Source organism: Microbacterium arabinogalactanolyticum, from assembly GCF_030268005.1.
Taxonomy (GTDB): Bacteria; Actinomycetota; Actinomycetes; order Actinomycetales; family Microbacteriaceae; genus Microbacterium; species Microbacterium arabinogalactanolyticum.
Map to the genome: position 1 here is coordinate 951,132 of NZ_BRZC01000004.1, position 13,338 is coordinate 964,469.

Below are 13,338 nucleotides of genomic sequence, written 5' to 3' on the forward strand. Positions count from 1 at the left end.
CGGAACGGATTCCCACCGCATCCGTCCACCGACCGAGGTCCCCTCATGTGCCGCCTGTTCGCCTTCGTCTCCCCCGTCACCGCCAGCGCGCGCGGAGAGCTGGGAGCGGACGGCATGGAGAGCCTGCTGTCGCTGGCGCGGCTGCACGGCGACGGCTGGGGCCGTGCGAGTGTGCGCGCCCCCGGCGACGCTCCGATCGTGACCCGCTCGGCGATCTCCGCCGCCGAGGACCCCGACTTCGACGCGGCCCTTGCGACCCCCTGTCGCGCAGCCGTGGTGCACCTGCGCTGGGCGACCGCCGGGCTGCCCGTGAACATCCGGAACGCGCATCCCTTCGAGGCGGACGGCATGGCGTTCGCGCACAACGGGACGATCAAGCCGCGCGAGACGCTTCAGGGGCTGCTCTCCGCCGACAGCGTCGCAGCTCTGCAGGGCACGACCGACAGCGAGATGTACTTCGCGCTGATCCGCGAACGGGTCGCGGCCGGAGAGCCGCTCCCCGAGGCAGCGGCGCACGTCGCGCACACGCTGCGCGAGCTGTTCCCGCTCGCCAGCCTCAACGCGCTGATCATCGACGCCGAGCACCTCGTGGTCGTGCACGCCAGTGCCACCAGCATCCTCACCGAGCATGACCTGGCGCGACTGGCGCCGGTGGCGGAGATGCTTCCGGACGAGCACAACGAGGACTACTTCGCTCTGCGCATCCGGGAGACCGCCGACGGCACGGTCATGGTCGGGTCGACGGGCGTGGCCGGCCCGGACTGGGAGCCGCTCCCGGCCGAGTCGGTCATCGCCATCCGCCTCGACGACCGGAGGCGCTCGACGATCGGGATCGCCTCCCTCCTGGCCGCGCGATCCTGACGGAGCATCGCTAGAATCGAGGAGTCCGGCCACGGCCGGTGCCCGAAAAAGGGGCACGAAGCACTCTGCGACCGATCCAGGAGCACTTCCGATCGAGTCCCGCGATGGCGCGCGAGCGGCGAGACACATACGGACCCCCTCCGTTCCTCTCGAAAGGCTTTCGCATGCCCACCGTGTCCGCTCATGTCGCCCTCACGCTCGCCCAGCACATCGACCACGTCTTCGGCGTGATGGGCAACGGCAACGCCTACTTCCTCGACGCGATCGAGACCCAGACGGATGCCACCTTCACCGCGGTCCGCCACGAGCAGGGTTCCGTCGTCGCGGCCGACGCGCACTTCCGGGCATCCGGTCGCATCGCCGCGGCCACCACGACCTACGGCGCCGGCTTCACCAACACGATCACCTCGCTCGCCGAGGCCGTGCAGGCGCACGTGCCCCTGGTACTGGTAGTCGGCGACGAGCCGACGTCCGGCCCTCGTCCGTGGGATGTCGACCAGATCGCGCTGGCCTCGGCGGTCGGCGCGCGCACCTATACGACCGGCCGAGCGGATGCTGCGGCCACCACCGTCATCGCGATCGAGCACGCCCTCACCTATCGGGTGCCCGTGGTGCTCGCGATCCCCTACGACGTCGCGGCCCTCGAAGCGGGGCCCGTTCCCGAGGCGCCCGCGCCCCGCATCCCCGCTCCCCTGGCTCCGCGCGGCGAGTTCGCCGGCGGGATGCTGGACGAGATCGCGGCGGCTCTCGCCGGCGCCGAGCGCCCCTTCCTGCTGGCCGGCCGCGGCGCGTGGCTGGCGGGCGCGAGCGAGGCCCTCGGTGCACTGGCCGACGCGACCGGCGCCCTGACCGCGTCCAGTGCCCTGGGGCGCGGCGTGTTCCCCAAGACGCGCTACGACCTGGGCGTGACCGGCGGCTTCGGCGCCGACGGTGCCATGGAGCTCATCCGGCAGGCCGACGTGGCTGTCGTGTTCGGCGCCTCCCTGAACCAGTTCACGATGCGCTTCGGCGAGCTGTTCGCGCCCGGCACCCGCGTGTTCCAGATCGACGTGGCTCCCACCGCGACGCACCCGCACATCAGCGGCTTCGTGCGTGCGGACGCGCGAGTGGCGGCCGAGGCGCTGGTCGAGCGGCTCCGCTCGGCCGCATCCGACGTGCACCTCGCGCGGGAAAGTGCGCCTGCCGCGGACGAATCTGCGGGTACTGTCCGCACGAAGCGCACATCTCCGCGCGAAGCGCACAAGCCCTGGCGCGAGACCGTCGACGTCGCCTCGGCTCGCGCGTATCCCGAGGGCGATGCGCTCGCACCCGACGGACGCCTGGACCCGCGTTCAGCCGCGCGCCGCATCGCGGAGCTGCTGCCCGAGGACCGCGTGGTCGTCTCGGACGGCGGACACTTCATCGGCTGGGCCAACATGTACTGGCCCGTCGCGGCACCCGACCGGATGATGATGGTCGGCACCGCGTTCCAGTCGATCGGCCAGGGCTGGCCGAGCGTGGTCGGCGCGACCCGCGCACGTCCGGAGACCACGGTCGTGCTCACCTCCGGCGACGGCGGCGGCCTGATGGCGATCCCCGACCTGGAGTCGGCGGTCCGCGCGGCCGGCGGACACGGGATGGCCGTGATCTGGAACGACGCCGCCTACGGCGCCGAGGTCAACCTCTACGGGCTGAAGGGCCTGGCCGAGGGTCCCATGCTCATCCCACAGGTCGACTTCGCCGCGTTCGGCGAGGCCGTCGGCGCCGAGGGCGTCGTGGTGCGCACGCTCGACGACCTCGAGCGCCTGGCGTCCTGGGCATCCGAGGACCCGGCGAACCGCCGCTTCCTCGTGCTCGACCTGCGCATCTCGGGCAAGGTGATCGCCCCGTACCAGCAGGAGATCATCCGCGTGAACTCCTGACCCGCGCGAGGACCCCTCAGCCCAGTTGTTCGATCAGTCCAGCTGCTCGATCCCCTGCAGCCGCACCTGCTCCAGATCCAGATCTGCGGAGATCCGGTACACGACCAGGTCGTCGACCGTTCCCGATCTGCGCAGGCCCCGCAGAACCTCGCGCTTGTGCTCGATCACGGCGAGCTTGAGCCGCGACATCTCCTCGTGGCGGATTAGCGGCGAGCGCTGCTCCAGATCGACCTCGGTCGATGTGGCGACCATCTGCAGCGTCACTCGGTCGCTGCTCAGGCCCGCCGCCGCGGCCTGGTCACTGAGATCGACGGAGCCGTCGGCGAGCGGGTCGGGAGAATCGAGCAGAACCTCCATCGCACCCACCTCGGCGTCAATCATCGCGCGCTCCCTGGCCATCGCGCGTGCGTTGGCCAGTTCGAGGCGCTCGTAGCCCTCGCGGCGCAGGCGGTCGCGCACCTCGTCGCTGATCCCGTGCTGCGTGGCCAGCCCGTCGAGCGCAGCCATCGCCGCGCCGGAGATGGCGCGCTCGGCGAGCTCGTACTCCTCCGCCTCACCGTTGTCGACAGGGAAGCGCGCCCACCGCACGACCGCCGGCAGCAGCGGGCCCTGCACGAGCAGGCTCAGCAGGATGACTCCGGCCGTGACGAAGATGATGTCGTCGCGCCCGGCGAGGCGGATGCCCTCGCCGTCGGCGATCGGAACCGACAGCGCGATCGCCAGCGACACCGCGCCGCGCATGCCCGCGACGGTCGAGACGATCTGCATTCTGGTCCGAAGCCCCCTCGGATGCACCTGCCCGCCACCGAGCCGCTGGAACGGCAGGGCGAGCAGCTGGAACAGGAAGCGCACCACGAGCAGCGTCACCCAGACCACGACGGTCGCCAGCAGGAGCCAGCCGATGGTCTGCAGCGATGTCTGGTGCGCCACCCACTGCACCTCCAGACCGATCAGCACGAACAGCGCGCCGTTGAGCAGGAAGACCCCGAACGGCCACACCGCCTCGGCCTGCCGCCGGGATGCCGCGGTGGTGACCCGGGAGCTCAGGTGGGCGGCGATGAGTCCCGCGACCACGACGGCGAGAACGCCCGAGGCGTGGATCATCTCGGCGAGCAGGAACGAGACGAACGGCACCAGCAGCATCGTCACGTTGATCGCGATCGTCGACGGTGTGCGGCGCAGCAGCATCCACCCGGCCGCGGCGACCGCGGCCCCGACCAGGATGCCACCCAGGTACGAGACGACCACCGTCCAGGCGACGATGAGCGGCGTCACCTGACCGCCCACCGCGAGCGACACCGCGATGGCGTAGAGCACCAGCGCCGTGCCGTCGTTGGTCAGGCTCTCGGCCTTGAGCTTCATGAAGCTGCGCCGCGGCAGGAGGCGGCCGAGCGCGGCGACCGCGGTGGCGTCCGGAGGCGCGACCGCGGCGCCGAGGATCAGCGCGATCTCCCACGGCAGGCCGAACAGGACGGCCACGCCGGCGACGGCGAACGCCGAGGCCACCACGAGCAGGGTGCTCATCGGCAGGATGTACCGGAAGTCGCGACGGATGGACCGCAGCGAGGTCGTCAGGCTCTCCCAGAACAGCATCACCGGCAGGAACAGCAGCAGCACTGTCTCCGGGGGCAGCTGGATCTCCCGCAGCGCCGGCACGAAGCCGAGCAGCAGGCCGAAGACGACCAGCACCAGCGGCAGCGCGATGCGCAGCCGTGGAGCGAGCATCGTCCCGACCAGGATCGTGAGTCCCAGCAGGACCGTGATCTCCAGACCTTCCATGCGCCACCTCATCCGCCGTCGCAGCGGACGCGACGTGCTCAGAGCACAGCGCCCGTCAAGGAGACGGTATTCCCGTGTGTCCTCCCGGGGAAGAGGGTGCCGTCACACCCATCCCTTGTCCTGGGCGATGCGCACGGCCTGGGCGCGATTCCCGGCGCCGGTCTTGCCGATCGCGGATGAGAGGTGATTGCGCACGGTCCCCGCCGAGAGGAAGACCTCGGATGCGATCGCCGCGGCCGACCTTCCGTCCGCGGCCAGGCGCAGCACCTGGCGCTCCCTGTCGCTGAGCGGATTCGCGCCCTCGAACAGGCTCTCCTCGGCGAGCGCCGGATCGAGCACCCGCAGCCCGGAGTGCACGCGCCGCACGGCGTCGGCGAGTTCCTCGGCCGGGGCGTCCTTGGCCATGAAGCCCGCGGCGCCGGCATCCAGGGCCGACCGCAGGTAGCCGGGACGCGCGAACGTCGTGACGATGAGCACGCGGGTCGCCGGGCTCGCCGCGCGCAGCAGCCGGGTCGCCTCGATGCCGTCGACACCCGGCATCTGGATGTCCATCAGGCACACGTCCGGTGCGAGGGAGCCCACCATCGTCAGCGCCTCCTCGCCGTCGGCCGCGACGCCGACCACCTCGATGTCCGGCTCCAGCGCCAGCAATGCCGCGAGCGCACCCCGGACCAGCGCCTGGTCGTCGGCGATCACGATCCGAATGCTCACCAGGTGACCTCCACACGCGTTCCGCCCGTCACGGGCCTGACCAGCTCGAAGCGCGCGCCGGCGGCCGCTGCCCGCTCGCGCATGCCGCGCACGCCGTTGCCCTCCTGCTCACCGGCACCGCGTCCGTCGTCCTGGACGGCCAGCATGCCCGGCCGCACGGAGACGGTCACCGTCGAGGCGTCGGCGTGACGCAGGATGTTCGTGGTCGCCTCACGCAGGATCCAGCTGGCCGTCAGTCCCTGCGCGGGCGAGAGCGCACCGGGATCGCCGTCGACGACGGGCGTGACACCGGCGGATCGCAGCGCATCGGCGCTGGCCGACAGCTGCTCGGTCAGGGATGCGGCCCGGGCGCCCGCCACCGTCGCCCGCACGCCCGCGATCGCCTCCGCCGTCAGCGACTCGATCGCGGCGAGCTCGGCCTTGGCGCGCTCGGGGTCGGTGTCGATCAGACGGCGGGCGAGCTGCGCCTTGAGCTTGACGACGGTCAGCGAGTGCCCGATCAGGTCGTGCACGTCACGCGCCACGGCCTCACGGCCCTCGCTGGTCGCCAGTTCGAGGCCCAGCCGATCGGCGTCGGCGGAGCGGATGATGAGCCACGTCGAGACCGTGTTCACCACGCCCAGCAGGGCGATGATCGCGAGCACCGAGACGTAGCTCAGCCCTCCCGGCATCAGGAGGATCCACAGCACGGTCACCGTCACCGCGCCGGCGAAGGTCACCCAGTGCGCGATCCGGTTCAGCCCGTAGGACGCGAACGACATGATGAAAGGCAGGAAGCTCAGGGCCGAGCCGCCCTCCGCCGGGATCGAGATCACCGCGCAGACGATCAGCCCGGCGAAGAACAGCCACTGGCCGGGCGCCGGCGGACGCCCGAGACCGCCTCCCGAGCTCATCCCGCGCATGAAGCCGAGGACGTACAGGGCGACGAAGGCGGCCATCGCCGTCCAGCCGACGATGATCCACCCCTCGGGCGCCGTCGAGCCCAGCAGCGCGATCACGGGATACGCCAGGAAGACCAGCCAGATCACGGCCATCAGCCAGCCGAACCGGTCCCAGGGACTCTTCGGCTGCCTGTCTCGCCGCTCCGCCATCCACGTGGCGGGCAGCGAACCGGCCGCGGCCCGGATCGCCTCGGCGTCCCGGCCCGCGGCCGTCTCGTCGGTCTCCCGCATCATGAGTCCAACCTACTGACGCGCAGGTGTCACCGGCGTGTCCGCGAGCGGCGCACCCCTGCGACGACCAGCACCGAGAACAGGGTGAGCCAGACGAGCACGTTCAGCAGCGGCATCCAGAGCGGGTCGGCCTGCCCCGTGGTGAGCACCCCGTCGGTGAGCGGCCACCGGCTGAGCGCCACGAAACCGTACAGCGGGGTGAAGCGGGCGATCGACAGCATCACACCGTCCAGGGGCATGAACACGTTGCCGAAGAAGGCGAAGAAGGTCATCGAGATGGATGCCAGCGCGGCTGCGGAGTCGGCGTTGAAGAACAGCCCCACGCCCAGCCCGAACAGGCCGTACATCAGCCCGATGCCGAGGATGATCGCGGCGGCCGCGACCCAGCGCCAGGCGTCGTCCGCCTTCGCTCCCGTGAGCACGCCGGCCGTGAACACCGCGACCAGCGCGAGGGCGGCGAACGTCACCGAGGTGATGAGCTTGGTCAGGGCGTAGCCGACCGTTCCGAGCGGCGTCATGGCCAGCTGACGACCCCACCCCTGCTTGGACTCGGTGGCGGCCAGTGAGGTCAGCGAGCTCATCGCGACGGCTGTGCCGTAGGCGGCCATGGAGATCATCACGTAGAAGGACACGTTGCCGTGACCTGCGGACTGCGACCCGTACGCGGCGCTGGCGCCGAAGAGGATGTACATCACCACTGGCATCGCCAGGGTGAACGCGAGGGTGTACGGGTTGCGCAGCTGGCGCAGCGCCTCGATGCGGAGCATGGTCGGCGAGATGCCCTTGCGCGGGACGCGCAGAGCACGCGGCGTGCGGGTGAAGGCGGGGGTCGTGGTGGTCATGGTCAGTCCTCCGTCAGGGCGGTGAAGGCGGTTTCGAGGGTGGGCGCCGTGATCTCCAGATCGTGTGCTCCCGACGCGAGGAGTGCGGCGGCCACAGCATCCGAGTCGGCCGCGCGCAGGGTGAGCCGATCCGCGTCCACGCGCAGCTCGGTCACGTCGTCACGATCGCGCAGGGAGGAGAGGATCCCCTCGGCGCCGGCCTCGGGGAGGCTCGCGGCGACCGTCCTGGCGCCGAGCCCGGCGCGCAGCTGCGCCGTGGGCGCGTCCGCGACCACTCGGCCGTGGTTCATCACGACCGTGCGGCGGGCGAACTGCTCCGCCTCCTCCAGGTAGTGCGTGGCGAAGACGATGGTGCGCCCGGCATCGGCATCCGCCCGCATGACGTCCCAGAAGTTGCGGCGGGCGGTCACGTCCATGCCGGCGGTGGGCTCGTCGAGCACGAGCACGTCGGGGTCGGCGACCAGGGCCAGCGCGAACTTCACGCGCTGCTGCTCGCCACCGGAGCACTTCGACACCCGGCGGCGCGCGATCTTCTCGAGATCGGTACGGGCCAGCACCTCGGGCACGCGGCCGAGCGCGGCCCTGCCGTGCAGCGAGGCGATCAGGCGCACGGTCTCGCCGACGGTGAGGTCGGAGAGCAGCCCGCCGGTCTGCAGCACGGCGGCGATGGAGCCGTCGGCGGTGGCGCGCGCGGGGCGGCCTCCGAGCACCTGGACGGTGCCCTCGTCGGCATCCGTGAGTCCGAGCAGCATGTCGAGCGTGGTCGTCTTGCCCGCACCGTTCGGCCCGAGCAGCGCGACGATCTCGCCGCGGCGGATGACGAGGTCGACCCCGTCGACGGCCTGCACGCGGCGGTCACCCGTGCCGTAGCCCTTGCGCACGCCGCGCAGTTCGATCACGGCGTCCTGCTGATGCGCATCCTGGATGGCGGGAGCGGGGGTGACCCGCGTCTGCGGTGCTGCTGTCGTCTGCATGTATCCAGCGTCGTCGGCGCGGGCGCCGGACACCGGAGGGCGATGTCATGAGGTCGGCATGACAGATGTCATGCCGACCCGATGTCAGGATGCCGGCAGGAGGGCGCCCTCGAGAAACTCCGAGAGCCGGTCCACGGCGTCCAGCGGCAGGATCGCCGCCACGTACTGGTCGGGACGCACCACGACGACCACGCCGTCGCGGGAGAGCTCGCGCACGTCGAAGATGTCGTCGTGGCACCACACGGTGGGCGCCGCAGCGTACACCTTCTCCCAGTCCGTCAGTCCGAAGGGTCCGGTCTGCGGGCGGAACAGCGCCGGCGCGTCGGTGAACTCGAACTCGTCGTGACGCTGCTGGTAGATCGCCTTCACGTCGAACACGGCGTCCACGTCGCCGTCTCGCGGCGTGTAGCGCGCGAACACGGGCGTCACGGCATCCGCCCAGGCCGCCAGCTTCGTGGCATCCGCGTCGGCGAAGGCGTACACGCGCCAGCGCCCGTCGGCCGTCGCGTGGTGTCCGAGATGCACGGCGTTGCCGTCGCTGACCCGGGTGACCTCGGCCGACTTGAAGCGCTTGCCGAGAGGGAACCCGACGGCGAGCTCCTGCTGCGATGCGCCGTCGACGATCATGGACGGCTCGTACTGCGTCATGAACCCGGAGGGGAACTCCGCGGTGCCCAGGTAGAAGGTCGCGAGCTCCTGCGGGTCGGAGATCTCCTCGGGCTTGCGGGCCATGAGCGAGGACCACTCCTTGTCGAAGTCGATCAGCTGCTGGGCGACGGGACGGCGCTCGGCCCCGTAGGTCGAGAGCAGCTCCTGCGGAGCGCGCCCGCTGAGCACGTGCCCGAGCTTCCAGCCCAGGTTGAAGCCGTCCTGCATGGACACGTTCATGCCCTGGCCGGCCTTCGCGCTGTGCGTGTGGCAGGCGTCGCCCGTCAGGAAGACGCGGGGATGCCGGTCACCGTCCAGCGCGTCGTCGAATCCGTCGGTGACGCGGTGGCCGACCTCGTAGACGCTGTGCCAGGCGACCTGCTTCACGTCCAGCGTGTAGGGGTGCAGGATCTCGTTGGCCTTCTGGATGACGACCTCGAGCGGCGTGTGCTTGACCTGACGGTTGTCGCCCTCGGCGACCGCGCCCAGGTCGATGTACATCCGGCTGAGGTAGCCGCCCTCGCGCGGGATGTGCAGGATGTTGCCCGCCTCGGCGTTGATCGCGCACTTGGTGCGCCAGTCCGGGAAGTCGGTGTTGACGAGCACGTCCATCACGCCCCAGGCGTGCGCCGCCATGGCGCCGACGTGCTTGCGGCCGATCGCCTCGCGCACCCCGCTGCGGGCGCCGTCGCAGCCCGCGACGTACTTGGCGCGGATGGTGCGCTCCTCGCCCTCGCGGGGACCGGAGGTGTGCTTCACGCGCACCTCGACGGGGTACTCCCCCTCGTCCTGGACCGTGAGGCCCACGAACTCGACGCCGTAGTCGGGGACGATGCGGCCGGGGCCGTGGGCGGCGGCCTCGGCGAAGTAGTCCAGCACGCGCGCCTGGTTCACGATCAGGTGCGGGAACTCACTGATCTTCAGCCCGTAGTCCTCGGTGCGCGAGGTGCGGATGATGTTCTCGCGGTTCTCGGGGTCGGGGCCCCAGAAGTTCATCCAGCCGATGTTGTACGCCTCGGCGATGATCCGCTCGGCGAACCCGAACGCCTGGAAGGTCTCGACGCTGCGGGGCTGGATGCCGTCGGCCTGACCGAGCTCCAGGCGGCCGGCACGGCGCTCGATGATGCGCGTGCTCACGGTCGGGAACTGCGACATCTGGGCGGCCAGCAGCATGCCCGCGGGACCGGAGCCGACGATGAGCACGTCCATCTCGTCGGGGAGGTCCGCCGGGCGGTCGATGCCCAGTCCTTCGGCGGGGAGCACGCGGGGCTCGCCGGACACGTAGCCGTGGTGGTGGAACTGCATCGTCGGGTCCTTCCCTGGACTGCATCGTCAGGTCTTGCGCGGCAGGAACGCGTGTTCTATATTCGAACGCACCGTTCTACTATTGAACAGATCGTATACGACGAGCGGATGCCCTGACAAGAGCCGCCCGCGACCGAAGGAGCCACCGTGCCCGCCGCCCCCGCCTCGCAGACGCTGAGCCGCGGCATCCGGATCCTGGAGATCCTCGCCGACGGCCCCCTCTCGATCGACGAGGTCGCCGCACGGCTCGACGTGCATCGCTCGATCGCCTATCGACTCCTGCGCACGCTCGAGGATCATCGGCTCGTGGCGCGCAACGCGTCGGGGCTCGCGGCGCTGGGCCCGCGGATGGCGGCACTCGCCGCGGGAGTCGCACACGACCTGCAGGCCGAGGCGCTCCCCGAGCTCACGGCGGTCGCCAACGAGTTCGCCCTCACCGCGTTCCTGGCGGTGCTCGACGGCGACGAGGTCATCACGCTCACCAGCGTCGAGCCCCGCCATGCGGTCGCCAACGTCGCGCAGCGGCCTGGCACGCGGCATCCGGTCACGGCCGGGGCGCCGGGCAAGGCGATCCTCTCGCAGCTGGTGGATGCCGAATGGCCGGACGTCTCCGCGGCGCTGCGCGCCGAGGTGGCAGAGGCGCGTGCCCGCGGCTACGCGACCAGCCATGACGAGGTCATCCCGAATCTGCACTCGATCGCCGTGCCGCTCTCGCTGCGCGGCCGGCGCCCGGCCGCACTGGCCGTCGTGCACGTCGCCTCCCGGCATCCGGACGCCGAGATCGCCACCCGTCTACAGGAGTCGGCGACCGCGATCCGCGAGGCGCTCGGGGGCTGATCGGTCTGCCCGCGGGCATCCGTTCCGCCGCAGAGACGCACAGGAAGCGCTCAGTCCCCCACCACCTGCACCACCTGCGTGTCGCCCGTGCCCCGGCCGATGCCGGAGTAGACCTCGGGCCTGGCGCGCTTCAGCCAGACGCCCCAGGCGATGCCCACCAAGCCGGGCACGATCACCAGCGCGGGGAGAAGGAAGGTCGCGAGCGTCGGCTCCGACTGATCCAGCAGCACGTTGAAGTTCGCGAGGATCAGGATCAGCACCACCACCAGCACGATGCCCGAGATGATCGGGGCGATCAGGCGCGAGCCGACGCCGACGTCCCGGTGGTTCTGCCTGAAGTAGCCGACCACGGCGAAGGCGACGACCGCCATCAGCAGCACGAGGCCCAGCGCACCGGTGTTGGTCAGCCAGGAGAACAACGTCACCACGGGGAACAGCGGTCCCAGCTCGGAGCCGGCGCCGGCGATCGCGAAGATCACGATCACGACGATCGCCAGCACGGTCTGGGCGATCGACCCCGCCCACGGAGCTCCGTTGCGCACTGCCGACAGCCGCACCGGAAGCACACGCTCCCTGCCGAGCGAGAACAGGTAACGGGCGACCGCGTTGTGGAACGAGACGAGCGCGGCGAACAGGCTGGTGATGAACAGCACCGAGGTGATGTCGACGAAGAGCACTCCGATGTGCTCGGCCACGAAGCTGAAGAAGAGCGGCGGGCCGGCTTCCTCGGCCGGGATCCCGCCCGAGGTGATCTTCGACGGGCCGACGGCGAGCGCGAGCGCCCAGGACGACAGCGCGTAGAAGCCGCCGATGATCAGCACCGCGCTGAAGGTGGCACGGGCGACGGTGCGCTTGGGATCCTTCGCCTCCTCGCCGTAGATCGCGGCGGACTCGAAGCCCATGAACGCGGCGATGCCGAACACCAGGACTGCGCCGATGCCCGGCGTGAACAGCTCGGTCGGAGAGATCGGCTGCGCGGTGAAGCCCTCGGTGGGCTGCGCGAACGCGACGACGTCGAACACCAGCACGGCCACGAACTCCAGGCTCACGATCACGCCCAGCACCTTGGCCGACAGATCCACCCGGTTGACGCCCATCACGGCGACGACGGCGATGCACACCAGCACCGGAGCCCACCACGGCACGTCGACGCCGAGCTTCTCGTTCAGCAGCATCGACACCTGGAACCCGAACATGCCGTAGATGCCGATCTGCATGCAGTTGTACGACACCAGCGCGATCAGCGATCCCCCCACCCCGACAGGTCGACCGAGACCGCGCGCGGCGTAGGAGTAGAAGGCGCCGGCGTTCGTGATGAAACGGCTCATCGCCGCATAGCCGATCGCGAACACGGCGAGCACAGCGCCCAGCAGCACGTAACCGATCGGCACCGCGGTCGACCCGGTGACCGAGTAGGCGGTGGTCACGCCACCTGCGACGACCGTCAGGGGAGCGGATGCCGCGATGATCATCACCGTGATGGACGGGACGCCGAGTCGCCCCCGACTCGTGGAGGTGGGAGAGGTCTGTGCGAGATGGGCGCTCATGGGAACTCCTGCGTTCGTGAGTGCGTCGGGTGGATGCCGTCCATCGTCATCCGCGCGGTTCCGCTGATGTTGTCATCGCGCGCATCCGTGTTGTCCGCTCGTGCAGGCATCACCCGGAACCACCTAGGGTACTGGTGTGACCAGCTCTCCCGGGCGCGAGGCACTGCTGCGCGCCACCGTATCCGTCGTCGCCGACAGCGGCCTCCGCGCGCTCACCTACCGCGAGGTGGCGGCACGAGCGGGCGTCTCGCACGGTCTGGTGCGCCATCATTTCGGCTCACGAGACCAGCTGATCGCCGCCGCACTCGAGTTCGCCATCGCGGAGAGCCTGCGCGAGACGAGCATGGATGAGGCACCCGCGGATGCCGCGGAGTTCGCGGCCGGCATCGAATCCCTGGCGGCGCGCAGCACAGACGCGCAGGCGTTCCAGTACGAGCTGCTGCTGGAGTCACGGCGCCGCCCCGAGCTGCGCGAGCACGTGGAGCGCTACTACGAGACCTACCGGCTCGCCAACCGAAGGCGTCTGACCGAGCTGGGAGTGCAGGACGAGGAGCTGATCGACGCGATCTGGTTCGCGCTCGACGGCATCGTGCTCAAGCAGCTCACGCTGGGCGGAGGCGAGGACATCGATCGGGTGCTCGCCCGCATCCGCCGGCTGATCACGGAGGCGGCCCGCTCCGCCTGATCCGCGAACGATTCGCTTGACTATCCAATTGGATAGCCATACGCTCAGGTCCACACCTCAGGACCAAAGGCGGTTT

Annotated in this window: 11 protein-coding genes; 4 read left to right on the forward strand and 7 right to left on the reverse strand. The window is 70.5% G+C overall.

The genetic code is table 11. The features are described 5' to 3' along the window. Positions 1–45 precede the first annotated feature (45 nt). Both MIAR_RS09045 and MIAR_RS09050 read left to right on the forward strand, forming a co-directional pair. On the forward strand, positions 46–861 hold the full coding sequence (locus MIAR_RS09045) for a class II glutamine amidotransferase (RefSeq protein WP_285634421.1): 816 nt from the start codon (positions 46–48) through the stop codon (positions 859–861). A gap of 164 nt (positions 862–1,025) precedes the next feature. Beyond that, positions 1,026–2,762, forward strand: coding sequence for a thiamine pyrophosphate-binding protein (locus MIAR_RS09050; RefSeq protein WP_285634423.1), 1,737 nt, complete (start codon positions 1,026–1,028; stop codon positions 2,760–2,762). Positions 2,763–2,795: 33 nt separating this feature from the next. Here MIAR_RS09050 and MIAR_RS09055 read toward each other — a convergent pair whose 3' ends face one another. The 6 genes from MIAR_RS09055 to MIAR_RS09080 all read right to left on the reverse strand — a co-directional run bounded on the left by MIAR_RS09055 (position 2,796) and on the right by MIAR_RS09080 (position 10,193). Then, positions 2,796–4,541 carry a Na+/H+ antiporter gene (locus tag MIAR_RS09055; protein ID WP_285634425.1) on the reverse strand — a complete coding sequence of 582 codons (1,746 nt, stop codon included), beginning with the start codon at positions 4,539–4,541 and terminating at the stop codon, positions 2,796–2,798. 102 nt (positions 4,542–4,643) lie between these two features. After that, on the reverse strand, positions 4,644–5,255 hold the full coding sequence (locus tag MIAR_RS09060; protein WP_285635731.1) for a response regulator transcription factor: 612 nt from the start codon (positions 5,253–5,255) through the stop codon (positions 4,644–4,646). Next, positions 5,249–6,427: a sensor histidine kinase gene (locus MIAR_RS09065; RefSeq protein WP_285634426.1), complete on the reverse strand. Its 1,179-nt coding sequence runs from the start codon at positions 6,425–6,427 to the stop codon at positions 5,249–5,251. Before MIAR_RS09065 ends, MIAR_RS09060 begins: the two co-directional genes overlap by 7 nt. Before the next feature lie 26 nt (positions 6,428–6,453). After that, positions 6,454–7,266, reverse strand: coding sequence for an ABC transporter permease (locus MIAR_RS09070; RefSeq protein WP_285634428.1), 813 nt, complete (start codon positions 7,264–7,266; stop codon positions 6,454–6,456). A gap of 2 nt (positions 7,267–7,268) precedes the next feature. After that, positions 7,269–8,240, reverse strand: coding sequence for an ABC transporter ATP-binding protein (locus MIAR_RS09075; RefSeq protein WP_285634430.1), 972 nt, complete (start codon positions 8,238–8,240; stop codon positions 7,269–7,271). Positions 8,241–8,324: 84 nt separating this feature from the next. Continuing rightward, the gene (locus tag MIAR_RS09080) at positions 8,325–10,193 is read right to left on the reverse strand and encodes an FAD-dependent monooxygenase (RefSeq protein ID WP_285634432.1); all 1,869 of its coding nucleotides are present in this window, start codon (positions 10,191–10,193) and stop codon (positions 8,325–8,327) included. A gap of 147 nt (positions 10,194–10,340) precedes the next feature. On the opposite strand from MIAR_RS09080, the gene MIAR_RS09085 reads away from it, so the two are divergent. Then, positions 10,341–11,030: an IclR family transcriptional regulator gene (locus MIAR_RS09085; protein ID WP_285634434.1), complete on the forward strand. Its 690-nt coding sequence runs from the start codon at positions 10,341–10,343 to the stop codon at positions 11,028–11,030. Between the two features lie 50 nt (positions 11,031–11,080). On the opposite strand, the gene MIAR_RS09090 is transcribed toward MIAR_RS09085, so the two are convergent. After that, complete coding sequence (locus MIAR_RS09090; RefSeq protein WP_285634436.1) at positions 11,081–12,577, reverse strand: APC family permease; 1,497 nt, start codon at positions 12,575–12,577, stop codon at positions 11,081–11,083. Positions 12,578–12,713: 136 nt separating this feature from the next. Between MIAR_RS09090 and MIAR_RS09095 the strand changes: the two genes are divergently transcribed. Next, on the forward strand, positions 12,714–13,262 hold the full coding sequence (locus tag MIAR_RS09095) for a TetR/AcrR family transcriptional regulator (RefSeq protein WP_285634438.1): 549 nt from the start codon (positions 12,714–12,716) through the stop codon (positions 13,260–13,262). Positions 13,263–13,338: the final 76 nt, after the last annotated feature.